At 64.2% G+C, this 25297-nt stretch carries 19 protein-coding genes; 7 read left to right on the top strand and 12 right to left on the bottom strand.

What is annotated here, in order from left to right:
- Positions 1 to 2375, bottom strand: a 2375-nt coding sequence (locus FJW10_RS25475; RefSeq protein WP_210239828.1) for a VCBS domain-containing protein, incomplete at its 3' end; no start/stop codon positions are given.
- A 323-nt stretch (positions 2376 to 2698) separates the two neighbouring features.
- Between FJW10_RS25475 and FJW10_RS25470 the strand changes: the two genes are divergently transcribed.
- On the top strand, positions 2699 to 3649 hold the full coding sequence (locus FJW10_RS25470) for a transglutaminase-like cysteine peptidase (RefSeq protein WP_140902124.1): 951 nt from the start codon (positions 2699 to 2701) through the stop codon (positions 3647 to 3649).
- 98 nt (positions 3650 to 3747) lie between these two features.
- Here FJW10_RS25470 and FJW10_RS25465 read toward each other — a convergent pair whose 3' ends face one another.
- Genes FJW10_RS25465 through FJW10_RS25450 form a run of 4 tightly spaced genes read right to left on the bottom strand, consistent with a single transcriptional unit; the run spans position 3748 to position 9303 of the window.
- Positions 3748 to 4389, bottom strand: a complete 642-nt coding sequence (locus FJW10_RS25465) for a ribbon-helix-helix domain-containing protein (protein WP_140655301.1) — start codon at positions 4387 to 4389, stop codon at positions 3748 to 3750.
- Entirely contained in the window at positions 4379 to 5668 is a 1290-nt protein-coding gene (locus tag FJW10_RS25460) for an HlyD family type I secretion periplasmic adaptor subunit (protein WP_140902123.1), read from the bottom strand. The genes FJW10_RS25465 and FJW10_RS25460 overlap by 11 nt, the downstream gene beginning before the upstream one ends.
- 15 nt (positions 5669 to 5683) lie before the next feature.
- The gene (locus FJW10_RS25455) at positions 5684 to 7816 is read right to left on the bottom strand and encodes a type I secretion system permease/ATPase (RefSeq protein ID WP_140902121.1); all 2133 of its coding nucleotides are present in this window, start codon (positions 7814 to 7816) and stop codon (positions 5684 to 5686) included.
- A gap of 38 nt (positions 7817 to 7854) precedes the next feature.
- Positions 7855 to 9303 (bottom strand): TolC family protein, encoded by a 1449-nt coding sequence (locus tag FJW10_RS25450; protein WP_140902119.1) that lies wholly within the window; start codon positions 9301 to 9303, stop codon positions 7855 to 7857.
- A gap of 410 nt (positions 9304 to 9713) precedes the next feature.
- Between FJW10_RS25450 and FJW10_RS25445 the strand changes: the two genes are divergently transcribed.
- Complete coding sequence (locus FJW10_RS25445; protein ID WP_140902118.1) at positions 9714 to 11054, top strand: NAD(P)H-dependent oxidoreductase; 1341 nt, start codon at positions 9714 to 9716, stop codon at positions 11052 to 11054.
- Between the two features lie 7 nt (positions 11055 to 11061).
- On the opposite strand, the gene FJW10_RS25440 is transcribed toward FJW10_RS25445, so the two are convergent.
- The 6 genes from FJW10_RS25440 to FJW10_RS25415 all read right to left on the bottom strand — a co-directional run bounded on the left by FJW10_RS25440 (position 11062) and on the right by FJW10_RS25415 (position 16974).
- Positions 11062 to 11349 (bottom strand): PTS sugar transporter subunit IIB, encoded by a 288-nt coding sequence (locus tag FJW10_RS25440; protein WP_140833658.1) that lies wholly within the window; start codon positions 11347 to 11349, stop codon positions 11062 to 11064.
- Between the two features lie 14 nt (positions 11350 to 11363).
- Positions 11364 to 11825 carry a PTS sugar transporter subunit IIA gene (locus FJW10_RS25435; RefSeq protein ID WP_140647720.1) on the bottom strand — a complete coding sequence of 154 codons (462 nt, stop codon included), beginning with the start codon at positions 11823 to 11825 and terminating at the stop codon, positions 11364 to 11366.
- Positions 11826 to 12009: 184 nt separating this feature from the next.
- Positions 12010 to 13416 (bottom strand): PTS transporter subunit IIC, encoded by a 1407-nt coding sequence (locus FJW10_RS25430; RefSeq protein WP_140902117.1) that lies wholly within the window; start codon positions 13414 to 13416, stop codon positions 12010 to 12012.
- Between the two features lie 318 nt (positions 13417 to 13734).
- Positions 13735 to 14550, bottom strand: a complete 816-nt coding sequence (gene proC, locus FJW10_RS25425) for a pyrroline-5-carboxylate reductase (protein ID WP_140902116.1) — start codon at positions 14548 to 14550, stop codon at positions 13735 to 13737.
- Positions 14551 to 14687: 137 nt separating this feature from the next.
- Positions 14688 to 16007, bottom strand: a complete 1320-nt coding sequence (locus tag FJW10_RS25420; protein WP_140902115.1) for an O-antigen ligase — start codon at positions 16005 to 16007, stop codon at positions 14688 to 14690.
- Positions 15976 to 16974 carry a glycosyltransferase gene (locus FJW10_RS25415; protein ID WP_140902114.1) on the bottom strand — a complete coding sequence of 333 codons (999 nt, stop codon included), beginning with the start codon at positions 16972 to 16974 and terminating at the stop codon, positions 15976 to 15978. The genes FJW10_RS25420 and FJW10_RS25415 overlap by 32 nt, the downstream gene beginning before the upstream one ends.
- A 170-nt stretch (positions 16975 to 17144) precedes the next feature.
- Here FJW10_RS25415 and FJW10_RS25410 point away from each other — a divergent pair, with 170 nt between their 5' ends.
- The 3 genes from FJW10_RS25410 to FJW10_RS25400 are packed head-to-tail and all read left to right on the top strand — an operon-like array spanning position 17145 to position 20028.
- The gene (locus tag FJW10_RS25410; protein ID WP_140833646.1) at positions 17145 to 18317 is read left to right on the top strand and encodes a glycosyltransferase family 4 protein; all 1173 of its coding nucleotides are present in this window, start codon (positions 17145 to 17147) and stop codon (positions 18315 to 18317) included.
- A complete protein-coding gene (locus tag FJW10_RS25405) occupies positions 18314 to 19108 on the top strand; it encodes a WecB/TagA/CpsF family glycosyltransferase (RefSeq protein WP_140902113.1) in 795 nt (264 codons plus the stop codon). Before FJW10_RS25410 ends, FJW10_RS25405 begins: the two co-directional genes overlap by 4 nt.
- Complete coding sequence (locus FJW10_RS25400) at positions 19105 to 20028, top strand: DUF6492 family protein (protein ID WP_140902112.1); 924 nt, start codon at positions 19105 to 19107, stop codon at positions 20026 to 20028. Before FJW10_RS25405 ends, FJW10_RS25400 begins: the two co-directional genes overlap by 4 nt.
- Positions 20029 to 20154: 126 nt before the next feature.
- Here the strand turns inward: FJW10_RS25400 and FJW10_RS25395 are convergent, their stop codons facing one another.
- On the bottom strand, positions 20155 to 21450 hold the full coding sequence (locus FJW10_RS25395; RefSeq protein WP_140902110.1) for a lipopolysaccharide biosynthesis protein: 1296 nt from the start codon (positions 21448 to 21450) through the stop codon (positions 20155 to 20157).
- Positions 21451 to 21650: 200 nt separating this feature from the next.
- On the opposite strand from FJW10_RS25395, the gene FJW10_RS25390 reads away from it, so the two are divergent.
- Both FJW10_RS25390 and folD read left to right on the top strand, forming a co-directional pair.
- Positions 21651 to 24179, top strand: a complete 2529-nt coding sequence (locus tag FJW10_RS25390; RefSeq protein ID WP_140902108.1) for a GumC family protein — start codon at positions 21651 to 21653, stop codon at positions 24177 to 24179.
- 218 nt (positions 24180 to 24397) lie between these two features.
- The gene (folD, locus tag FJW10_RS25385) at positions 24398 to 25297 is read left to right on the top strand and encodes a bifunctional methylenetetrahydrofolate dehydrogenase/methenyltetrahydrofolate cyclohydrolase FolD (protein ID WP_140902107.1); all 900 of its coding nucleotides are present in this window, start codon (positions 24398 to 24400) and stop codon (positions 25295 to 25297) included.

Genomic DNA, 25297 nt, shown 5'->3' with positions numbered 1-25297 from the left:
GTGCCGGCGACGGCGGTGCCGAGATCGGCATTGCCGGCTTCGACGACCGCACCCGTGGTGTCCCCGGTGATCGTCGGCACATCGTTGGTGCCGTGGATATCGAAGATGATGGTCTTGGTATCGGCGTCGCTGTCCTTGTCAGTCAGCGTGTAGTCGAACGATACGCTGATCGTGTTGCCGTCGGTCAGCGCCTGCGTGGCGGGCTTGCTATTATCCAGCACGAAGTTCCAGGTGCCGTTGGCGTTCTGCGTCAGCGTGCCGTAGTCGGCCAGATTGACCGTGTTGCCGCCCAGCGTGGCGGTCGCCGTGCCCCAGATTACCGGGCTCGCCGCTGCCGGGCCATCGGCGCCGAACGTGTTGTTGTAATCGGTCGTGACGTTGCCCCCGACGGCGGTCGTGGCGCCGTCTTCGGTCAGCGTGCCGGCATCCGCATTATGCGCGGCCGGCACGTCGTCGACGATGACGATGCTGATGGTGCCGTCGCCGTGGGTGCCGCCGATGCCGTCGACCGCAACCGCAACGCTGTCGGGCAGCGTGTTGTTGCCGTTGCCGGCAGGATGGGGCTGCGCGCCGTTGAGCGTGTAGCTATAGGCGAACGTGGCCTCCGTGCCCGCTCCCGAGGGCGTCACGCCGGTGACCGTCAGCGTGCCTTCGCCCGTGTTGATGGTCTTGCCGAGCCAGTCGGCCAGCGTGTGGGTCTCGGTGCCGATGGTGACGTCCTTGATGCCGTCGGTGGCCGTGACCTTGAACGTGCCGGTGTCGGTCTCGCTGGTGTCGGCAACCGAGGTCAGGCCGTGTTCGTACACGACGTTGGAAGCGCCATTGGCATTGGCATCATCGCTCGGCGTGACCACGACGGTCGAGCTGTCGTGGGCGCCATTGATCTCGAAGGTGATGGTCTTGGTGTCGGCGTCGCTGTCGTGATCGGTCAGCGTGTAGCCGAGCGAGACGTTGATCGTATCGCCGGTCTCCAGCGCCTGCGTCGCCGGCTTGCTGTTGTCCAGCACGAAGCTCCAGGTGCCGTTGGCGTTCTGCGTCAGCGTGCCGTAGTCGGCCAGGTTGACCGTGTTGCCGCCCAGCGTGGCGGTCGCCGCGCCCCAGCTCACCGGGCTCGCCGCTGCCGGGCCGTCGGCGCCGAACATATTGTTGTAGTCGGTTGTGACGTTGCCCCCGACGGCGGTCGTGGCGCCGTCTTCGGTCAGCGTGCCGGCATCCGCATTGTGCGCAACCGGCACATCGTCGACGATCTTGACCGAGAGCGTGCCGGGCAGCGAGACGTCACCGTCACTGTCGGTGACTGTCACCGTAAAGTTGTCGAAGGTGGAATTGGTACCGGCGCCGTCCGGATGCTGCGCGCTATGCTCCAGCGTGTAGGTGTAGCTCACTTGGCCGGTGGCGGCGTCGTAGCCGTTGATGGTCAGCTTGCCGAGCGGCGTGGTGATGTTGATCGGCGTCGACGCGCTGTTGGCAAGCTCGGCGCCCGAGATCACCTGGCCGTTGATGTTCACCGAGCCGATGCCATCAGGCGAACTGATGGTGAAGGTGCCGGTGTTGTGCTCGGAGGGATCGCCGTCGGAGCCAGGCGCCGCCGCTTCGCCAGAACCTTCCGAGCCGGAGCTCGCCGGCAGGCCCTTTTCATCGACGATAGTGTCGCCGCCGCTGGTCGACGGCGTCAGGTCGAGGATCGTCGGCGTCGAGTCGCGCACCAGGCCCGGGAACAGCTCGCGATGATCAGGCTGGCCGAACGCCAGGTCCGTCGGCGGCAGCAGCGACGTCAGGCCGAAGCCGTCGCCGATCCCACCTGCGGGATGTTCGAAATTTCCGCCCGCGCTGCCCGGCGAGCCGTTGCCGCCGGCCGAGATCGAGCCGTCGGCGCCGAAGGCGACATCGACATGGCTTGCCTCGAGCGCGGCGATCAGGGCCACGCGCGGCACCTCGACGTCGCCGAGGATGAAGGTCGGCACATTCAACGCGGCGTCCTTGATGACGATCTGGGATCCGTCGGGCTGCGTGAGGACGAGATCATGTCCGTCGACTTTGATGTTGTCGATCGACACGCTGGCCGGAAGCTTTACGACGTTGCCGGCCTCGACGTGATATTCATGCGGGACATTCCCTGCCGCTGCGTTTGCCGCCGTTGCGGGAGCGGCGGAAGCAGGGGCCTTGGCATCGGCTGCCGGCTGGTTCGCGGCCGGCGCATCGGCCGTGCCCTGCGCCGGCGCGCCGCTGCCGACATCGACCGGCACCGGCTCACTCGCCGCCTGGCCGGTGGTCGCCTGCGCAACCTGGACACCCGTCGAGATATGATTTTCACCAGCACTCGCGTGCTCGTCCCAGGAATTTGAAACGGCGTCGAATTCGATATTGGTCGTCATAGCTGAAGCCCCTCCGGCATTTCCCGGAAAGAGACATGTCAGGCCTGGACTTTGCAACAGACCTTCAATCGATTTCATATATTCGAATATGTAGAGAATCGCATTTTTTACACTTGGTAAATCGCGATGATATATCTGGGTATGCATGATCTGAAGGAAGGCGGGATTGACCGCGCCGCGCGCCTTCACCTTGGTAAATGGAAGTATAATTTTGAATAAAATTTGACGCAAAACAGAATAGAGTGATTCGCGGAAATTTACCTACCTTCCTTTCCGATAATTTGAGACAAGATTGGTAGCGTCCACAGTTAAAGGTGGGCGTTATGAAAATACAAAAAGCAGGCCCGACGGGGATCAAGGTTCTTTTGCTGGCGATCGGCCTCGCCGGTTCGGCAAATCCATCGTCCGCCAGCGCAGATCCGGGCCCAGATTCGGTCCTGCAAAAGGTGCTTGCGCCGGCGAGCCTTGGCGGCGTTTCGCTGGCCCGGCCGCTGCCTTGGCAGCCGGCCACCGCTTACCGGATCGCGGAGGTTTCGGCAGGCTACGCGCCGGCAGCGGCCTACGCGGTTGAAGCCCACTCGAGCGCCAAGGCCGATCCCGGCATCGACCCAATCCAGACCGCCGCGATCATCCCCGGTGTCTTCGGCTCCGTCGCTTTGTCGATGCGCAACTTCCCGGTCGCGGCGCGCTGGGCTCCCGTCTACAGGTCCATCGTCGATTGCACCGCCGGCAGCGTCTGCGATCGCGAGAGCCCGGCTTTCGCCGAGATCATCAACATTGCCGCCGACAAGGGCTTTCGCGAGAAGCTCGCTTTCGTCAACAGCAGCATCAACCGCCTGATCGCCTATCGCAAGGACAGCGTCGTCTACGGCAAGCTCGACTATTGGGCAAAGCCTTCGGAAATCCTCGAACATCGCGCCGGCGATTGCGAGGATTTTGCCATACTCAAGATGGCGGCGCTGCTCAGGGCCGGGATCCCGTCACAGAGCATGTCGCTCGTGGTGCTCCAGGATCGCCGCCGCAAGTTCTTCCACGCCGTCCTGTCGGTAAGCACGGGAAGCGGCGCCTTCATCCTCGACAGCCTCGGCAACGCCGTCCTGCGCGACAGCGAACTGCCCGACTATGTTCCGCTCTATTCCTTCAGCACGGATCGCGCCTGGATCCATGGGTCGAAGTCTGGCGCGCAGATCGCCGACATCGCAGGCGGCTTCGCGACGGTCGCTCCGGGCGAAGGATCGCTGGAACCATCGGCGGCTTCGAGCCTGAGGCAGTAGACTCGAGCGGTTCAGCGTCTCGCCGAAAATACACACGGTCGCTTATCGTCTTCACGCATTACGGACTGAAAACCGCCGTTCCAGGAAAATGCGTAGCTCTAGCCGTTGTAGACGAAAGCCATCAGCAGTTCCGGATCGGTGACAGGCGCGCGCACGGCGCTGAGCTGGCCGCGATAGCGGCGCTCGCCCGCGCCGATCACGAAGCCGCTGGTGACCGGCGTTTCGCCATTGGCGTCGAGGCGGGCGAAGATGTCGGGAACGTTGAGGTCGAGCGCCAGCTTCAGGTCCTGGCGCCCATCCTCGCCCGGCGCGCTCGGCAACTGACGCCTGACCAGTTGCTGGAACGGCGTGTTGAAGGCCAGGATCTTCTTCGACGAAGACAGCGCGAAGGCGGGCGAGGGGCAGGCGATCAGGATTGCATTGATCGTGCGGATCGAAGCGAGCTTGCGCAATTCCATGCTTTCCTCGGCGAGGCCGCGCATGCAGGCGACGCGGATCGCCGAGGTGAGATTGCCCTGGTCGGGATGGTGTTCGGCGATCTCCTCGACCAGCATGCCGATCGTGCATTTGCGGCTTTCGGCCATCTGCTTCAGCGACACCCAGAAGGCCCGCTCCAGCCGGATGCCGCGACGCACGCCGCCGCGCGCCACGACGCGGAATTCCGGGCCGAAATCCTCGGCCGCGAGCGCCGGCAGCAGCCGTTCGCGCGAAGTGTCCGGATGGATGGCGCTATCGCTCACTCATTGCCTCCTGACGCGCCTTGTTGATGGGCTTCAAAAGATAGTTGAGGATCGTCTTGCGTCCGGTCTTGATGTCGACCGAGCAGATCATGCCGGGGATGATCGAATAGGTCTTGCCGTTCCTTATAAGCGTCGATTTGTCGGTGGCGACCCGCACCTGGTAGTAGGGCTCGCCCGTCTTCTGGTCGACGAGGCTGTCGGCGGTGATGTTGGAGACCTTGCCCTCGATGCCGCCGAAGATCGAGAAATCATAGGCCGTGACCTTGATCAGCGCCTCCTGGTTCGGCTGGATGAAGGCGACGTCGCGCGGCGAAACCCGGGCCTCGACCAGCAGCGTCTCGGAGGTCGGCACGATGCCGGCCACGACCGCGCCTGGCTGCACGAAGGCGCCGAGCGTGTTGACGTCGAGCGTGTTGACGATGCCGTCGACCGGCGAGCGGATGTCGGTGCGCGCCACCTTGTCGGTGGCGCCGCGGATGGTTTCGTCGACCACGGAAAGATCGGCGAGCGCCTGCGTCAGGTCGCTCAACGCCTCCTGCTGCAATTGCAGGCCCAATTCGTTCACCTGAAGCTGCGCCTCGGTGATAGCCGACTTGGTCTTCTTGATGGTCTCGCCGGCCAGGGTCAACTGCCCGTGAAGATCGGTCTGTTCCCGCTCGACGCGGATCTGTTCGGTCCTGGCCATCAGGCCTTTCTTGACCATGGGTTCGACCAGCGCCGCTTCCTGGTCGGTGACGGCAAGGCTCTTGGACAGGCGGTCGGCATTAGCAGTGGCCTCGTCCAGCTCCTTCTCGCGCTGGTCGAGGCGCGATTTGAGAACCGACAGCTTGACCTCGAAATTGTCGCGGCGCGCGACAAGCAGCTTTTGCTCGTTGTCGCAGATCTCCGGCGCGACTTTCTGGATTTCCACAGGGCAGGGAAACGTCCCTTCGACACTGCCGCTCTGCTCGAACTGCAGCCTGGCGATCCGCGCCTGCAGCGCTCGCGCCTTGGCCTTCTCTTCGCCAAGGCTCGAAGTATTGCCCGAATTGTCGAGACGGATGATGAGGTCGTTCTTCTTGACGATCTGGCCGATCTGGACGGCGATCTCCTGCACGACGCCCGGTTCGCTGGCCTGAATGATCTGCGTCTTCGAAGCGGGTATCACCTTGCCGTCGCCGCGCGCGATCTCGTCGACCTCGGCGAACGACGCCCAGGCCGTGAAACACACGAACAGCGCTCCGACGATGTAGACGGACGCCGAGGCGAAAAGTGGTGGCCGGTCTTCCCTTGCTAGCATGTCCATATGTTCCGGTCAGGCATTTGCCTTCTGCAGCGCCTGAATGACTTGTTCCTTCGGCCCGTCGGCGACGACGCGGCCCTGGTCGATGACGATGAGGCGGTCGGCAAGTTCCAGCATGCTGTAGCGATGGGTCGACACGATCAGCGTCGTGCTGCGGTCGAACGCCACCTTGAGCTGCTTGATCAACTGCCGTTCGGAAGCGAGATCCATCGAACCTGACGGCTCGTCCAGGAAGACGATCTTCGGCTTGGTCAAAAGCAGCCGCGCGATTGCCACCGCCTGCCTTTGCCCGCCCGAGAGATTGGTGCCACGCTCGCCGACATTCATGTCGTAGCCGCGCGGATGCCGCGAGACGAAGTCGTCGACGCCGGCGGCTTTCGCCGCATCGATGATCTCCTCGTCGGTGGCTTCCGGCGCCGCCATCAAGAGGTTCTCCTTGATGGTTCCTGAAAACAGGTCGCCGGCCTGAGCGACGATGCCGACCGCGGCGCGGACCTCCGAGGGATGGTATTGCCGGATGTCGATGCCGTCGAGCAGCAACTCTCCTGACGTCGGCAGGAACAGCCGGCCGATCAGCCGGCCCATCGTGGTCTTGCCGGAACCGATGCGGCCGATGATGCCGATCCGCTCGCCGGGCCTGACCGCGATGTTGAGTCCGCTCAGAACCTCGTTTTCCGTGCCCGGATAGGCGAAGCCGACATTCTTGAAGACCAGCGCCCCGCTGCGGATCGGCCGGTTGACGAAACCGACCGTGTCGGGGCGGTCCTCCGGCTGCGACATGATCGTGTTGATGATCTTGAGCGACAGCATGGCCTGCCGGAATCGGGCAAGCGTGATGGCGATCTGGCCGAGCGGCGCCACGGCGCGGCCGGCAAGCATCACGGTGCCGATGATGGCGCCGGTCGACACCTGGCCTTCCGAGAAGGCATAGGCGCCGGCCACCACCAGGGCGACCGTCACGAATTGCTGGATGGCGCCGGTGATGTTGCCCGCCGCCGCCGAGAGCTCCTTGATCTTTTCCGACGTGTTGGCCGCGTTCTTCGAATGCTCGCCCCATTTGCGCAGCAGATAGGCTTCGGCGCGCAGCGACTTGATCGTTTCCAGCGTTGAAATGGATTCGACCAGCAGGGCCTGGCGCTGCGACGCCTCGTTCATCGAGGCGGCAACCCGCTTGCCGATCCGCCGCTGCGTGATCAACCCGACGATGACGGAGATGACGAAGGCCAGCGCCGGTATGACCACCAGCCAGCCGCCGATGGCGTAGATGACAGCCAGGAAGACGAAGACGAAGATCGTATCGATGAAGACGCTGATCGTGTTCGAGGTGAAGAACTCGCGCACGAACTCGTATTGCGTGACGCGGTTTGCATATTCGCCCGTCGACCCGGGCCGCGCCGAAAGCGAGGAATTCAGCACTTTCTCGAACAGCAGATAGGAGATACGCAGGTCCGCCTTGCGGCCGGCATAGTCGATCAGCGACGCCCTGGCCGTCTTCAGAAGCAGGTCGAACAGGATCGCCGCGCCGATGCCGAGCGCCAGCACCCACAGCGTCGAGATCGCCTTGTTGGGCAGGATGCGGTCGTAGACGTTCATGGTGAAGATCGGCGAGGCGATCGCCAGCAGGTTGATGAACACCGCCGACAGCACCACTTTCGAATAGGTGCGCCAGAACGACCCCATGGTGCCGGTCAACCAGTGGCGCCTTTCGATCCGCGCGGCGGCGCCGACCGTCATCTCCTCGGCCTGGTTGGCATAGGTGATCGAGAAGGATGTGCCGCCGCTGATATAGCTTTCGGCGAGTTCCGACCTGTCGATCGTGGTGCGGCCGTTTTCCTGCGGCGCCGTCAGATATTGCCCGGCTTCCATCTCCGCCAGGAGGGCGACCGGCAATTGGCTGACGCGGAAGATGATGGCCGGAAGATCGAAGCGGCCACGCAGGAAATCGCGATGGCTGAAATCCTGGACCTCCAGGCCGATGCGCTCGGCCAGGTGGCGGATTTCGTCGGGCTCGATGCGTGTCTCCGAAATCGGCACGCCGGCGAACAGCACGGTTTCCGCGCTCGGCCTGCCGAGATAGGCCGCGACAGCGCAGAAGCAGGCTTTGAAAGCCTCCTTGGGCGATAGGATATTAGGTTGCTGGTTCACGATCCGCCCCGAAGGACCGAAGATCGACGCTACATCGGCTACTTTTTCCTGACCGGCGCGAGGATGTCGAACGGCAGATCGTTCTTCTGCTCCGACGGCGTCCGCGCATAGGTCTCGGTATCGGCCGTAGCCGGCACACCGAATTCCTCACGGGCGTAGGCCGCGGCCTGCTTTGCCGGCTGGATGTTGAGTGTCTTCAGCAATTCCCCGGTTGCGGCCAGCAGCCGGTATTCTGCAAACAGCGACGCGTAGGACGACGTGTCGGCCAGTGTCGCGGTGTTGAAGCGTGTGTTTTGGGCATCGAGCACATCGAGCAGCGATCGCTGCCCGACCTTGAACTGCTCGCGATAGGAGGCGACCAGCTTTTCATTGGTGGCTGCCTGCTGCCGCAGCGTCTTTGCGAGTTCCGCCTGGCGGAAGCGGCGGTCCCACGAGGTGCGAACGGCTTCCTCGATCTCGCGCAGCACCTGGTGAAGCCCAAGGCGCTGCTCGCTGGTGCGGCGGATCTGTTCCTGCTCGTTGGCCTTGTCGATGCCGCCGCGATAAAGGTTCCAGCGCAGCACCACCCGGGCTTGCAGGTCGCTCGCGTCGCCATTGTCGCCATCGATGTCATACCCGCCCCGGGCGACGCCTTCGGCGGTGATCGTCGGGCCGTACTTCGCCCGCGCCGCGTCGACCAGCGAAGCGGCGGCATCGATGTCGCTGTTGGCCATATGGACGCGTGGATTGTTCTGCCTGGCGAGCCCGATCGCATCGTCCAGCGACCGCGGCAGGGCGGCTGCGACATCGGCCGGCCGCGACGCGTTGGTCAGCGGCTTGCCGACATTCTTGAAGAAGCGGATCTTGGCCGCCTCGAGTTCTTCGGTCGCTTCCTGCATCCGCGCCTTGGCGGCATAAAGGCGTTCCTCGGCCTGCTGCCGGTCGGCGTCGTTGAGCGCGCCGCCCGCGATGCCTTGCTTGATGTCGCTGAGGATGGACTGATGGAAGCCGAGGTTCTTCTTGGCTTCGGCCACGATCGAAGCCTGCAGCATGTATTCCAGGTAGTCCTGGACGACTGCGAGCCCGATGAATTCGGACCGTTCCAGAACCCTGAAGGAAGCCCCATCGACCCGCGAGGCCTGTCGGTTCAGTTCCGCCCGCCTTGCGCCGCTGTCATAAAGCGTCTGCGAGACGGTGAGGTCGGCCTCGTTCGGATAGAGGGCTTTGTGATCCTCGTCGAGCGCGCGCCGTGTATCATTGTCCAGGCGGCGAACGCCGGTCGATGCTTCCAGATCGACGCTGGGAAGATAAAGGCCTTTGGCCTGTCGCAGCTCGAATTCGATTGCTTCGCGGTTCTCGATCGCCTGTCCAATCTCCGGATTGGATTCCACAGCGACGGCAACGGCTTCTTTGAGTGTGAGTGCGCTGGCGCTACCACAAGCCAGCATTGACACCGTGACAGCAAGCGCAACGCGCCAGCCGACGGTAACCTTACCCGTCCTGGTCATTTCTACCCCGTGACTATCCCCGCGCCATTGTTTTTTTATTGGCGCTTATTTGCCCAAGCCTGCCACCGGAGCTTTCGGCCAGTATCTATCAGATTTTTCGAGGTTGTGAGCATATAATGGATTAGACACCCCTTAAAAGTGCGATTCCGGACATTAGGGCCAAACCTGTAGCAAAAATGGCACAGAAACCGGGGGCGGCCGTCGAATTTTTCCCGTTCAAAGCGCACTGCAATGGTTAATGGCCTGAAAGAAACGGCGAATCGTGCGGCGGCCATGTACAAGCTCCCGCAAAATCTGCTGCGGCCTTGCAAAGCATGCGCAAGAAATCGCCATTTCAGCCTGGTTTGATTGGCAAAAGCGGATCGTTCCCTGTATTGCGGGCCGAAGCAAAAAAGCCGTGGATTTCTTGCATGACCAATGTCGCCTTGACCGGGCTTGCTCGCGATCTTGCCCGGCGCGCCGCCGAGGGCAGGCCGGTGCGCATCGGCGTCATCGGGTCCGGCGAGATGGGGACCGATCTGGTGACGCAGGGCATGCTGATGCCGGGCATTTCGATCGCGGCCATTTCCACGCGGCGCCCGCACACCGCCCGCGAGGCGATCCGCATCGCTTATGGCGACGAGGCGATGGCGGCCGAGGCCGAGACGGGCTCCGGGGTCACCCGGGCGATCGAGAGCGGCAGGATCGCCATCACCTCGAACGAGATGCTGGTCACCAACCCGCTGATCGACGTCGTCATCGACGCCACCGGCAAACCCGGCGTTGCCGCCGATTTCGACCTGATGGCCATGCAGCATGGCAAGCATCTGGTGATGATGAATGTCGAGGCGGACGTGACCATCGGCTGCTACCTGAAGCAGCAAGCCGACCGGTTGGGTGTCGTCTATTCGGTCGGCGCGGGCGACGAGCCGTCGAGCTGCATGGAACTGATCGAGTTCGCCTCGGCGCTTGGGCTAGGCATCGTCGCGGCCGGCAAGGGCAAGAACAATCCGCTCAACCATGACGCCGTTCCGGACGATTATCGCGAAGAGGCGGCGCGCCGCAACATGAACCCGCGCATGCTGGTCGAGTTCGTCGATGGCTCGAAAACCATGGTCGAGATGTGCGCCATCGCAAATGCCACCGGCCTGGTCCCGGATGTCCCCGGCATGCACGGCCCCAAGGCCGATCGCGATCAACTGGCCAAGGTTTTGATCCCACGGGAGGACGGCGGCCTCCTGTCGAGGAAGGGCGTCGTCGACTATACGATCGGCAAGGGCGTGGCGCCCGGCGTCTTCGTCATCGTCGAGGCGATGCATCCGCGCGTCGTCGAGCGCTTGGATGATCTCCATGTTGGCCACGGCCCCTACTACGGCTTGTTCCGGCCCTATCACCTGACCTCGCTTGAGGTGCCGCTCACCGCCGCCCGCATCATGCTCTACGGCAAGCCCGACATGGTGCCCCTGCCGAGGCCGGTGGCGGAAGTCTGCGCGGTCGCCAAGCGCGACCTTGCCGCCGGGGAGACCTTCGATGCCATCGGCGAGACCTGCTACCGCTCCTGGACCATGACCGTCACCGACGCCCGCGCCAACCGCGCCGTTCCGGTCGGCTTGCTCGAAGGCGGCAAGGTGCTGAAGCCGGTGAAGAAAGGCGAGTTGCTGACCGAGGACAATGCCGCGCCGGACCGGACGACGAGGCTCTATGCCTTGCGCCGGCTTCAGGATGACATGCTTTACGGAGCGAAGATCGGCTCGCCAGTCCTGTCGGGCTGAGCCGCTGCTATTTGCGCAACTCCGCCTCGATCTCGTCCAGCGCCTTGTCCTTGCCGATGCCGGTGAGGAAGGCGAGCCCTTTGATCACCGGCTTGGTCACGGATGCCGAGATGGGCGTGGTGGCGACGATGAAGTCGACGCTGTCGGCCAGTCCGGGCACTTCCGTGGCCTTGGCCTGCTGCGCGTGAAAGGTCAGGCCGCGCTTCTTCATCGCCTCCGTCACCGCGACATTGACCGCCGTCGAGGTCGCGACGCCCGTCCCACAGGCAAAAAGAATGGTTTTCTGTCTGGACATGTTCTTTCCTTTTGTCAGCTGAGAATGGCGCGGACGTCATCGAAGGTCCTGGCCGTCCTCAAGCCATCCAGCGCCGCGGGATTCTGGATGGTGGCCATGACGGTCTGCAGCGTGTCAATCTGCTTGTCCTTGTCATTGATGGCAAGCAGGAACACGAAGCCCACCGGCAGCTTCTCGTCGGGATCTTCCATATTGGCGAAGGTGACGGGTCGCTTGAGCGTGCCCATCGCGACGCCCGGCTTCAGCACATGTTCGGGGTCGGTATGCGGAACGGCGACATTGTCGGCGCGCTCCAGCGGCAGGCCTGTCGGGATCGTCATCTCGCGCCGCACGACGGCGTCGGCGTAGCTGCTCTTGACGTAGCCCAGCGCCTCCAGCCTGGAGGCCAGGATGCGGATGATCTCCTCATTGGTCGAAGCGTCGGAGCCGAGGACGACCGCCTCGGGGTCCAGCAGTTGGATCAGGCCATTCGACAAGGGCTACTCCATTCGATGCGAACCGTGCGCCCGCCGCATCGGCTTCGGGCGCACGATCATTTCAGTTTCAGGCTAGAGCATGATCCCGAAAAGTGGGAACCGGTTTTCGGAGAGAGATCATGCTCCAACAAAGAGTTGGATCGTGACGGCGATTCAACGAAACGCCATCACGATCTAACCCGGCTCAGGCAGTGCCTTCGGCCGGTTCATCCTCGGCACCGGCGGCGCGTTCCCAGCCGAGAGGGTTGCGGCGGTAGAACAGGAACAGCGCCGCAATGACCACCGCGATGACGGCGATACCGATGATACCGAGCCCCTGGATCGCTTCGATGATCACATAAGGAACCCAGAGGAACCCGTCGACCACGGAGGTGATCTGCAGTGCATCCGCAGGCAGCTTGAAGCCCGAGGCGACGGCAGCACTTGTGAACAGCGGCGCCAGCGCGTTGGCGACGTAGAAGCCGACGGCCAGCGTCACCGTGCCGATGACGACCATGCGAAAGACGTTGCCCCTGACCAGCGGCGCGGTCATCGCGACGATGAACGGAATGACGGCTAGGTCGGCGAACAGGATGACGCGGTTGCCGGGCAGGATGATCGACAGGATGATCGCGATCGGCACCAGGATCAGCGACGACGAGATCGCCGCCGGATGGCCGATCAGAATGGCGGAGTCGAGCCCCACCAGCAGCTCGCGGTCGCCAGTGCGCTTGCGCACGAATTCCTGCGCGGCGTCCGAAACCGGGAGCAGGCCTTCCATCAGGATCTTCACCATGCGCGGCAGAAGCAGCATCACCGCCGCCAGCGTCATGCCGGTGCCGAGCACCTTGGCCAATACGGTGCCGAGATCGCCGGCGTTGTAGAAGGCGACCAGGCCGAGCACCAGGCCGATGATGAGCCCGAGTATCACCGGCTCGCCGAAGACGCCGAAACGGCGCTCGATGGTCTCGGTGCTGATGTTGATGCGGTTGATCCCGGGGATACGGTCCATGATCCAGTTGAGGACGATGGCGATCGGCAGGATCTGCGCCGAGGCGAGATGCGGCACGGAAATGCCGGGCACGCCGTAGAACTGCTGCACCGCACGCGCCGACCAGTCGGCGAAGAGCAGCGCAAGCGCCGCGACAAGCGCCGCAATGATGATGCCGTACGCCAGATTGTTGGTGGCGGCGACGACCAGCGAGCCGACGAAGGCGAAATGCCAGAAATTCCAGACGTCGACATTGAGCGTGCGTGTCATGCGCGTGAGCAGAAGCACGATGTTGACCAGGATGCCGACCGGAATCACCCAGAGGCCGACCGACGAACCGAAAGCGATAGCGGCGGCGGACGGCCAGCCGACATCGATGATGTCTCGATGGATGCCGGTGTTGGTGACGATCGCCTTGGCAACGTCGCCGATCGAGGTGAACATCAGGCCGAGCACGAGGTTGATGCCGATGAACGCGACGCCGATCGTGATGGCGGCGCGGAAGGCCTTGCTGACCTTGGCTCCAAGGACCACGGCGATGATGAAAATGACGATCGGCAAGAGCACTGTCGCGCCGAGCGTGTCGATGGCTCCCTTTAAGCCTGCAAGTATGGTGTCCATTCTACCTCCCCAGGGGCATCGGCTTCGGCTCGAAGCATGAATGATGCCCGCAACTCAGTGACGCCTCGGCCCTCCCGGCCCAGGCACTCCCCACTCGCCGACGAGGCCGGCATGTTCAGTCGAACGAATGAACATTTGCTTCTATCAGCGAACGAAAGTTTTATCTGGGTGGCCTATGCCAAAGTCAATCGGCAATCCTTGGGCCAATGGGAAACCCACCGATTGTTTTGGGGAAACCGGTTGGCCGGTAAAGCAATCGTCGATCCGGCCTGGCGGGCTTGGCGCATGCCAGGCTGTTTTCCGAATCGGGTTAGGGTGCTACTTGCCCAGCTCTATCGACCTCAGGCGGGCGGCTTCCACGGCTTCGGTGACGAGCTGGGTCAGGCGGTCGCCGCCCATCAGCACGGCAAGCGCGGCGGCGGTCGTGCCGTTGGGGCTGGTCACCTGCTGGCGCAGCATGCTCGGCTCCTCGTCTGCTTCGGCTGCAAGCGAGGCGGCGCCGAAGACAGTCTGCATGGCAAGCAGCTTGGCGGTTGCGGCGGGCAGGCCGGCCTTCTCGGCGGCTATCGTCAGCGCCTCGATGAAGTGGAAGATATAGGCGGGGCCGGAGCCGGAGACGGCGGTCACGGCGTCCATTAGGCCTTCGTCGTCGATCGTCGTCACGACGCCGCTTGTCGAAAGCAGTTCGGCAACGAAGCGGCGGACGTCGTCGGAGACCAGCGGGTTGGAAAACACCACCATCATGCCCTTGCCGATCGCCGCCGGGGTGTTCGGCATGCAGCGGATCACCGGTGCGAGCTCGCCCAGAATTTCCTCGAAGGTGGCGACCGGCGTGCCGGCGGCGATGGAGAGGAAGCTGGTCCTGCCGTCGCCGAAGCGCTTGTAGTGCGCCGTCACCTCGCGGATCACCTGCGGCTTTACAGCGATGACGACAAGATCGGGCACGGCGTCGGCCGGGATAGCTGCAGCTTCGGCTGCGGCGTGGCAGCCGAGATGTTCGGCGCGCCGGCGCAATTCCGCGTTGGGCTCGACCACGAACACCGATCGCGGCTCGAGCTTCGCGGATTTCAGCCAGCCCGAGAGCATGGCGTAACCCATATTGCCGCAACCGGCGAGAACTAGCCTGATCGTCATGAAAACCTCCGCAAGAAGGCCCTCCTTAGACGGTTGCGCCACAACGGAAAAGGCCAGTCGGCAGGAGATCGATCGGCCAGGTCGAAGCAATTCCAGGAAAAGTGTCCAGCGGTTTCCGTCCGGAATTGCCTAACCAATCAGTTTGAAAGGCGAACCGGGATTGGCCGCAGCGAGACTTGTCTCAGGCCAAGCACGCCCAGCACGAAGAACAACCAGACGGGATCGCCGCGGTGGAAGAAGAAGCTTTCTAGAAAACCGTTCAGTGCCGTGAACAGCACCACCATCATGAAGAAATCGCCGAGGAAGATGTTTTCCTTGCGCGCCGGGATGCGCATGTAGTCGCGCAAAGGGGCGATCAGGAAGGTGTAGACAGCGACGCACAGCGCCGGGATGCCCATCAGCACGGCGATGTCGAGATAGCCGTCATGGCCATGCACGATGGTGCGGATGTCCCAGGGCCGGTCGAAGGGCTGGTCCTGGTTGAGCAGCAGCGGCGTGCCCCAGAAGCTTTCGTAGCCGTAGCCGGTCCAGGGCTTCTTCGCCAGCATCTCGCCGGCGAACTCCCAAAGCGTCGTGCGTCCCGTATAGGTCAGGTTCGGGAAATAGATCGCCGCCAGATGCTTCACCGGTGGGATGAAGACGATGCCGAGCGTGCCGACGGCCGTGGCCACGATCGCCAGCGCGAACAGGATCGGCGTGCCCAGCCGCATGCCGATGAGGCTGGGGAGCACGACGATCATGATCGAGAACGGGATCAGCCCGGCGGTCGTCTTGGAGCCGGTGTGGAGCATGAAGATCATCGCCGCGCAGAAGATGCCGGCGCCCCACCAGCGCTGGCCGCGCCGGAACAGATAGAGCCCGGCGAAGCTGAAACAGGCCATCACCGGACCGGCGATGTTCTTGTGCGTGAAGACGCCGCGCCACAGCCCGGCATGCTCGGGCTCCTGCGAGTCGGCGGTATGCAGCGCCTCATGCGGGAAGACGATCAGTCCGATATAGGAAAGGCCGATCACCACGACGGCGGTGAAGATCACCACCCTGGCGAAGGAGTCGGCGTCGCGCGGCAGCACCAGGATCGTCGCCATTGTGATGATGCCGATCATGGTGAAGGAGGCGGCGCGCATCGCCGCGGGCGGATCGGTGGCGAGCACCACCGACAGGAAGAAGAAGCCCAGCATCAGCGCCCAGGACGGGCTCACCAGCGAGCGCACCACGCGCGGATCGGCGAAGGCGAGCAGCGAGAAGATGGAGACCGCGCCGAGCGAGCCGAAGCCAAGCTGGTTGACGATGTCGCCGCCGTCGCCGGTCAGCTCCGCGCCTGCCGGCTGGAAGGGCCGGAACGAGACGATGATGACGGTGAACAAGAGCGCGGCGATAGCCGTCGCCAGACCTTCCCTGGTGAAGGCGGCGCTGAGCGGGGCGCGCTCAATTCTTCTCAGGCTGTCGGTATTGCTCATTGGCATATCCGAATTCGGCAAGCACCCGGCCGAGCGCGACATAGACCGGATAGAGGCCGCTCGTCAGCGAGCCGGTGCGCGCCAGCCGGACGGCGCCGCGCAACGGCGAGGCCGCAAGCAGCGCCAGGCTCTTCAGGAGAACTTTAAGGCCGGCAAGCGGCGTGCCGGCCCGCTTCTTCTTTTCGACCAGCGTAGAGATCACGCCATTGCGCAGGCTGCGGGCGCGGATCCAGTCGGCCTCGACGCGCCGGGCCGGAACGGTCTCGTTGACCCTTGCCTCGGCGCACCAGCCGAGCACGAAGCCTTTCTGCGCGGAACGGCTGAGAAAGTCGGAGTCGCCGCCGCCCATGAAATTGAACCGCAGATCGAGGAAGGGCGGTCCCATCGCCTGAAGCACGTTGCGCCCCACCAGCAGGTTGCCGGATGAGTAAAGCGCAGGCACGCGGCCCGTTTCACGATAAGGTGGTGCAAAGACCGGATGTTCGGCCCATCTGGAGTGGCTCGGATCGGCAAAAACCGGCACTTGCGGGCCGCCGACGATGTCGGCGCCGAGGCTCTCGGCGGCGTGACACATGCGCTCCAGCCAATCTGGCTCGGCGATCTCGTCATCGTCGATGACCAAAAGGTGCTTGAAGTTGGGAAACTGCAGGATCGCAGTCTGCCAACCGGCATTGTAGGCGCTGCAATTGCCACGCTCATGCGCGATGATCACGATGCCTGGCATATCGCCGCTTTCGAACAGCGGCAGCACCGCGCTTGCGCCCTCGCGCGCCTCGGCCTCGTTTTCCATGACGATGACGGCAAAGCGCCTGCCGGTCCGCTGCGCCTTGATCGAAGCCAGGGTTTCCAGCACCTGCTTCGGCCGCTTGAAAGTCGGCAGCGTCACGACCGCCTCGACGGTCCCGGCGGCGAGCCCCGGCGACCGTCCCGCGATCGATACAGAAGCGTCGGACGGCAAAGGGATCATCCGTTTCCAGCAGCGTGGGTTCCGCGCCCTCGATAGCATCGCGGTGATAACGCTTCGTTAATCACCTTGTCGTCCGCCTGTCGGAAAAGTCGGGTCTTCGGCCTTTGACAGTGCCATTTAATCAAGGCTTCACCGCGTTTTGCTACCGGCTGCAGCCAAGGATAGGTGAAATGCATCTGCTGTTCGCCACATCGATCGTGCCTGATGGCGCTCTCGCCTCGGGCTACGAGATTGCCAACGCCGCGATCATCGACGCGCTGCGGCGGGCCGGCGTGCGCGTGACGGTGATAGGCTTCATCTGGCCGGGAAAGGCCCCGTCCGATCCGCAAAACACCATCGTGCTCGACGCCGTCGAGGTCCGCACCGAAAGCGCTTCGCCGCTGCGCAAGCTTGCCTGGCTGGGCAAGGCGGTTCTCTCGGGCCTTACCTTTTCCTCGGTCAAGCTGCGTGTTGTTCCCGACGCCGAGTTGCGCGCCGCCATCGAGCGCGCCGGTCCCTTCGATGGCTATGTCCTGAATTCGGTGCAGTTCGCTGGTGCCTTTGAGAAGGTTCTCGCCGACCGTCCATTCGTCTTTGTCGCGCACAATGTCGAGCATCGCTCGGCAGCGGAGAACGCCGTCGCGGCCGGCAGCGCGCTGCAGCGCTGGATGTTCCGCCGCGAGGCCAGGCTCCTCAAGGTCATGGAAGAGCGGCTCTGCGGCGCCGCGCGCTTTGTCTTCACGCTGGCCGAGGAGGACCGCGCCGCACTTGGCGTCGCCTCCGGCGGACGCTCGGCTGTCCTGCCGCTGGTGACCCGCGCGCAAGCGCCCGCAAGCAAGGCGAAGCGCCACATCGATTGCGACGCCGCGTTGATCGGCACCTGGACCTGGCAGCCGAACCGCATCGGGCTCGATTGGTTCCTGAGCAAGGTCGTGCCGCATCTGAAGCCGGATTTCCGCGTCAGGATCGCAGGCCACATGCCTTCCGGCGTCAGCTCGCCGCATCCCGGTGTTTCCTTCGCCGGCAGGGTTCCTGACGCGCAGGCCTTCGTGCGTGGCGCCGCCGTCATTCCCTTGATCAGCACCGCAGGCAGCGGGGTGCAGTTGAAGACCATCGAGACCTTCGAGCTCGGCCTGCCGTCCGTCGCCACCAGCCGCTCGCTGCGCGGCATCGGCTATCGTCCCGACAATTGCGTGGTGACTGACGATCCGATTGCCTTCGCCGCTGCTCTTCAGGCGGCCGCGGCCAATGTCGGCGACGTCGACGGCAGCGCCTTCCATCGCCGCCAGCTCAAGGCGCTCGATGCCGCGATCGGGCTTGGCCTGGAGAAGCTCGGCGCCGTCAGGCAGGAGGTCGCCGCATGAACATGCACACCGCGCGCGCGGCCTTCGGCTTCGACACGCTCAAGACCATTTTGGGCATTCCCGTGCTTGCCATACGCTGGGACGAGGCCATCGCCTTGCTCACCAGGCTGATCGACGAGCGTCGCTTCACCAAGGTGAGCTTCCTCAACGCCCACAATGCCAACCTTGCCTGCACCGATCCGGTCTTTGCCGAGGCGCTGGAAAACTTCCTCATCCTCCCCGACGGCGTCGGCGTCGACATGGCGGCAAAGCTGCTTTACGGCGCGCCTTTCCCCAGCAACCTCAACGGCACCGATTTCATTCCGGCCTTCCTGCAGGCCTCGTCGCACCCGCTGACGGTGGCGCTGCTCGGCACGACGCGCGCCAATGCCGAAGCCGCGTGTGCGAAGCTTTCGACGCTCGCCGTGCAGCACAATTTCGTCGTCATCCATGACGGCTTCTTCTCCGCCGCCGAGGAGCCGGCGGTCCTCGAGCGCATCGCCAGGTTGCGGCCCGACGTGCTCCTCGTCGCAATGGGCGTTCCGCGCCAGGAATTGTGGATCGAACGCCACATCGACAGCCGCCATTGCACGCTGCCGGTCGCGGTCGGCGCGCTGCTCGATTTCATGAGCGGCTCTGTGCCGCGCGCGCCGCTATGGCTGCGCCGGCTGCGGCTTGAATGGCTGTTCCGCCTGTGGATCGAGCCCGGCCGCCTGTGGCGTCGCTACATCGTCGGCAATCCGGTCTTCCTGTGGCGCGTCGTCAGGCAGAAGCTGTCGCTCGGGCCGCGGCCAGCGGAGGCGCGTCGGTGAACAGCCGCTTCGTGCCGGGCACCTCCACCGCCATCGGACCGCTGCCGCGTATGCCCCTGGCTGCGATCGTCACGGCAAGCTACGCTCCCGATTTCGAGCGCTGCCGGCTTCTGTGCGAAACCATCGACCGCCATGTCACCGGCATGGCGCATCATTACATCCTCACCGAGCATCGCGACGTCGCGCTGTTTCGCCAGCTGGAAGGCAGTCGTCGCAGCGTCATCGACGAGCGGGACCTGTTGCCGCGCTGGCTGCGCGTGTTCGACGATCCGCTGAGCGGTTTTCGCCGCCGCGTCTGGCTGAGCCTGAAAACGCAGCCGCTGCGCGGATGGCATGTGCAGCAGCTGCGCCGTATCGCCATTGCCAGGCAGGCAAAGGAAGACGTGCTGGTCTTCTGCGATTCCGACGTCGCCTTCCTGAAACCCTTCGACACGAACGCTTTCTGGCGCGACGGCAAGGCGCGGCTGTTCCGGCGCGACGGCGTGCTGTCGAACGATGGACATGACGAGCATCGCATCTGGTCGCGCAATGCCGGCGCCGCGCTCGGCATCGATTCTGCCAATCAATCGAGCCACGACTACATCTCGACCCTGATCGCCTGGCGCCGCGAGACGGTCAATGCGATGTGCGAGCGCGTCGAGAAGGTGCATGGCCGCGACTGGGTCGGCGTCGTCGGTTCGGCGCGCCAGTTCTCTGAATGCATGATCTATGGCCGTTATGTCGACGACGTGCTTGAAGGCGCCGGCCATTTCCATGGTTCGGAGGAATTCTGCCGCGTCCATTGGAACGGCGAGCCGCTGTCGGATGAGGAATTCCGCCGCTTCGTCGACACCATGGCGCCGGAACAGGTGGCGATCGGCATGCAGTCCTTCATCGGCACCGATATCGGCCGCATCCGCCGCCTGATCGGGCTTGAATAGCCTGCGCGGGATTCAGGTCAGGCCGAGTCGAAAACAGTGGCTTCCGAGAACCGGAGCGGAGCGTACTAAAGTACGTGAGCACCGGAAGCGCAGGGAGCCGCTGTTTGCAGGCCGGCCTCACCTGAATCAGATCGCTTTCGCCGGCCGGCGCATCGCCGAATAGGTCAGCAGCATCGAGGCGAGATAGAGCAGCAGGAAGACGATGTTGAGCGACAGCACCAGGTTGGGCGTGTCAGGGATCGTCGTCAGCACATAGGTCAGCAAAACCGCCTTCAGGCCCGTAAGCAGGCCGAGATTGATCGCCCGCACTGCCGTCTGGCCGCGCGCGAAGAGCAGCTCGGCCTGGTATTCGACGAGGTTGCGCAGGCCGGGAACGCAAACCGCCAGCGCGACCAGCGGCGCTGCCTCGGCGACATTCTTGCCGAGCGCGTTCGGGAAGAAATGCAGCACGATGCCGAGCGACGCCAGCGCCAGCGTCGAGACCAGGAACACGCCGCCTTCGATGCCGCTCTTGACCGCCAGCCGCGACAGAAGCTCCGGCGCACGCATCATGCGCTGCACCAGCATCATCGAGAAGGTGCGGATCGGGATTGCGGTGAGGTCGACCAGCCGCATGATGATGGCGTAGATGCCGGCCAGATGCGGTCCGCCGATCGACAGCACCAGGAGCTTGTCGAACTCCATCTGCAGGTAGAACAGCACTTCGGATCCGGCGACATAGATGGAATCGGCGAGCCGCCTGAAATAAAGCTCGGCGCGCAGCCTCAGCCGCTGGCGCGGATAGAAGAAGACGAATGCGACGATAAGCGAGGCGGCATTGGCGCCGATGTAATATAACGACCAGGCGCCGATGCTGTGCTGCGCGCCAAGCATGAACAGGATCGCGCCGACTGCCCTGAGCGCCGTCGCCAGGATGGCGAGCACGGCCGCCCGCCCGAACTTACCGAGCCCGTTGTTGACGATCAGCGCCACTTCGACCGGTCGCCACAGAAGCGCCTCCGCGAAGACGACCGCGGCGAAAGCCGACAGCGGCACGGTGCCGGAAAAGAAGATCAGATAGACGCCGTAGGACGCGGCGGCGAGGAACGGCAGCGACAAGACGCCGAGAAGCAGGAAACCGGCGGTGAAGGTGCCGATCAGGTTGGGGCGGATGGTGGCGGTGCGGTAGAGCGCCGAGATGAAGCCGAAGGCCAGGATGCGCGACAGCATGATGCCGGCGGCCGACGCGGTCGCGAACATGCCGAACTCGGCGATCGAAAGCGTGTTGGCCAAAGCCACGAAATAGGCGAGCGAAAACACCAGCCGGCCGCCGGCGCCGCTGATCGCCGAGAAATAATCGGACACCAGTTTCCGGCGGGTGGCCACGAAGTGGCCGATCCGCGCGAAGCTCCGCCTTTGCGGCATGTCGCTGGCCTGGGTCATGTCGGGGGCGATACATAGGCTGGAAAGTTTAACGCGGCGTTCTGGCGCCCGTCCCGGTGGCGCTGAAGTGCCGTGAACAAGGCGAAAAACTCTGCCCGCCGAGGCCCAAAATTAACCGTTTGTTTCCTATGCCTGTTTAGCGTGGCTTAACGATTGGCCGATCCGCGCGCCCAACCCGCCAGAGAGCAAGTTCCAGGACAATGGTCGACAGGGATAACCGTGATGACTGGAGGCGCGAGCGTTCTCTGCTCGCGCTCGGCCAAGCCATGCGTGGCGACGACAAGACGGTCTCGATCGGCGACCGAGCCAATTCTTCCTGGCGCGAGGACGCAGCCGCGCGCCATCGCGCCGCGCGTTCCGAGCGCGAAGAAAAGTTGAACCCGCGTCCCGCCGAGACCGGCGGATTTGACCACGATCAGGCGGACCCGGATTCGGATACGGCCGAAACCGGGGACGACCGCGCGGGAAGAAATCGGCCCGCTTCGTTCGGGCAGGGCTACGAGGCAACTGCGGAAGGCCGCCAGCCGCAGGCCGCTCCCGAACCTCGCCATGCAGGCCGGCCGTCTGCCGGCGGCTATTCCGAGGAGTGGAAACCGCTGATCGACCCGATGCAGGTCGTTCACGGCGTCACGCGATCTAAGGCGTTGATCCTGTCGACAACCATCCTGGGCGCGGCGCTCGGCGTCGCCATCGCGTTGTCGACGCCGAAGAAGTATGAGGCCACGACCGACGTCATTGTCGACCCGCGCGATCTCAAGCTCACCGATCGCGACCTGACGCAGAACGTGGTCGCCTCGGATGCGACCCTCGCCATCGTCGAGAACCAGGTTCGCATCCTGACTTCGGGCACCGTTCTCAACAAAGTCGTCACGGATCTCAATCTTACCAACGACCCCGAATTCAACGGCCAGGGCAAGGGCGGCATCGGTCTGATGTCGACGCTGCGCTCGATCTTGTCGCGGCAGGATGCGAGCCCCGCCGACGAAGCGCGCAAGCGTGCGCTGGCGGTCGGCAATCTGTATGACAGCCTCGACGTCGAGCGCGGCGGCAAGACCTTCGTGGTCTCGGTCAGCGCCACCACGCAGAACGCCGAGAAATCCGCCTTGATTGCCAACACCATGGTCAAGGCCTTCAGGCAGATCTCCAGCGAGATCCAGTCCAGCACGGCGGGCCGCGCCAACGACGAGCTCACCGCCAGGCTCGGCGAATTGCGCAAGGGCGTCGAGACGGCCGAACGCCAGGTCGAGGATTTCAGGGCGACGCACGACCTTGTCGACGCGCAGGGCCACCTGATCAGCGACGACCAGATGCTGAAGCTCAACGAGCAGCTTTCCGTCGCCCGCGCCCGCACGCTCGAGCTCAATGCCCGCGCCGCCTCGGCCCGCTCGCTGAACGTCAATTCGGTGCTTAGCGGCACCTTGCCCGAGGAAATCAACTCCAACATGATGAGCGAGCTGCGCTCGCAATATGCGGCGCTGAAGCAGGAAGCCGATCGCGCCGAGGTCAGGCTCGGGCCCCGCCATCCGGAGATCGAGGCGCTCAACGCCCAACTCGCCGGCGCGCGCGAGCGCATCAGCGCCGAGCTGCAGCGCATCGCGTCCTCCCTGCAGGTCGACCTGAAGCGCTCCGTCCAGCTCGAGCAGGACCTGTCGTCGCGCCTGGCGCAGGCCAAGGTGCAGAGCGGCGACGTCAACAACAATCTGGTCTCGCTGCGCGAGCTGGAGCGCGAGGCCGCCGCCAAGCGCTCCGTCTACGAGCAGTTCCTGCTGCGCGCCAAGGAAACCGGCGAGCAGAAGGACATCAACACCGCCAACATAAGCGTCATCTCGGACGCCTATGCGCCGCTGCAGGCCAAGGGGCCGTCGCGTGCGGTGATGGCCTTGGCCGGCCTGTTCGCCGGCCTGTTCGCCGGCATTGGCCTGGGCGGGCTGCGCGGCGTCTATGCGAGCCTGCGCGAGACGGCCGATAACCGCTCGCGCCGCAGCGTCGATGAACGCGCTCCAATGATGGAGAACGGTTCCAACAGGGCCGCTCCGCCGCCGCCACCGCTTGTGACGCCGCCGGCCCCACCTGTCGCCCCGCCTCCGGCTCGGTCATTCACGCCGCCGCCCCCGGCCGCGTCTTTCACGCCGCCGCCGGCTCCGTCGTTCACGCCGCCCCCAGCCGCATCTTACACGCCGCCGGCAGCTGCGTCCTACACTCCGCCGTCCGCCTCACCTCCAGCGCTGCCTCCGACGACGGCAGCCGCGCCGGCTCCAGTCCAACCCGTCGCGCCACCGCCGGAACCTGCCAACGATGCCGGCCGCCCGGGGCTTTTCGGCTCGCTTGCCTCGGCGGTTCGCTATTTCGTGCGGCGCGAGCCGGCCGAAACGGTGGATATGGACTCTGTCCCCCCCGAAAGCGCCTGGCGCGCGCCTGCCGTGGAAGAACGCTACCCCCGGGCTCAGACATCGGCGCGGGAGAACTTCCGGCCGCCATACGAGCAGGGCTATTCCTATTCCTACCGGCCGGACCATGGCCGGGCCGATCCCTACGAGGATCACTATTCGGCGTCGGCGGCACCCTATCATCAGCGGTCGCCGGCCGCCGGCGAGGTCGACCAGCCCCCCGCCGGCCAGCCCCCCGCCGATCAGCAGGGCGAGATCGACGATATCCGCGCCAGCCTGCGCGAATTCCGCGAAGCGGTGCGCGAGCTGACCGAAAGCCGCACGCGCCGCCGCTATTTCTAAGGCGTCCGTGTTTCTAAACGACTCGTGGTTCGATAAAAGCGGCCTGTTTCGGGTTTACGGCATCCGACGACGCTTTGACGGGATTGCCTTGTCGAATTTTGGTGAAAATGCCGCGCTGCATTTCGGCCGCAAGCGTCTCGCTTTGGTGGATCGACAATGCCGACTAAGGAATGGGGCCATGCATCGATGCGGCCTCGAAGCGAAGCTGAGGGTTGGTGATGGCCGAAGTGATTGATGGAAAGAATGTCGCCGAGGACGTGGTTTCGAAGGTCAAGGCTCTGACCGCGGAGCTGTCGGCCAAGGGAGCCACCAAGCCTGGCCTTGCGGTGGTGATCGTCGGTGAAGACCCGGCAAGCCAGGTCTATGTCGCCTCGAAATCGCGCACCGCCAAGGAATGCGGCTTCCATTCGCTCCAGCATACGCTGCCGGCCGATTCCACCGAAGAACAATTGCTGAAGATCATCGGCGACCTCAATGCCGACAAGTCGATCCACGGCATCCTCGTGCAGCTGCCGCTTCCCGGCCACATCGACGCCGGCAAGGTGATCCAGACGATTGCGCCGGAAAAGGATGTCGACGGCTTCCACTTCATCAATGTCGGCAAGCTCGGCACCGGCGAACTCGAGACGGCATTCGTGCCCTGCACACCGGCGGGCTCGATGCTTTTGATCGAGCGGGTGCGCGGCAAGGACCTGTCCGGTCTCAACGCCGTCGTCGTCGGCCGCTCCAACATCGTCGGCAAGCCGATGGCCAATCTGCTGCTCGCCGCCAACTGCACGGTCACCATTGCCCACAGCCGGACCAAAGACCTGCCGGCACTGGCCCGCACCGCCGACATCCTGGTCGCCGCCGTCGGCCGCCCGGAAATGGTCAAGGGCGATTGGGTGAAGCCCGGCGCCACCGTGATCGACGTAGGGATCAACCGCATCCCGGCGCCGGAGAAGGGTGAGGGCAAGTCGCGCCTGGTCGGCGACGTCGCCTATGCCGAAGCGGCCAAGGTCGCGGGGGCCATCACGCCGGTGCCCGGCGGCGTCGGGCCGATGACCATTGCCATGCTGATGGCGAACACTGTAGCTTCCGCCTACCTCGCGGCCGGGTTGAAGCGGCCGTCCTTCTGA

The organism is Mesorhizobium sp. B4-1-1 (genome assembly GCF_006439375.1).
GTDB lineage: Bacteria > Pseudomonadota > Alphaproteobacteria > Rhizobiales > Rhizobiaceae > Mesorhizobium.
This window is presented reverse-complemented; position numbering and strand designations above follow the sequence as displayed.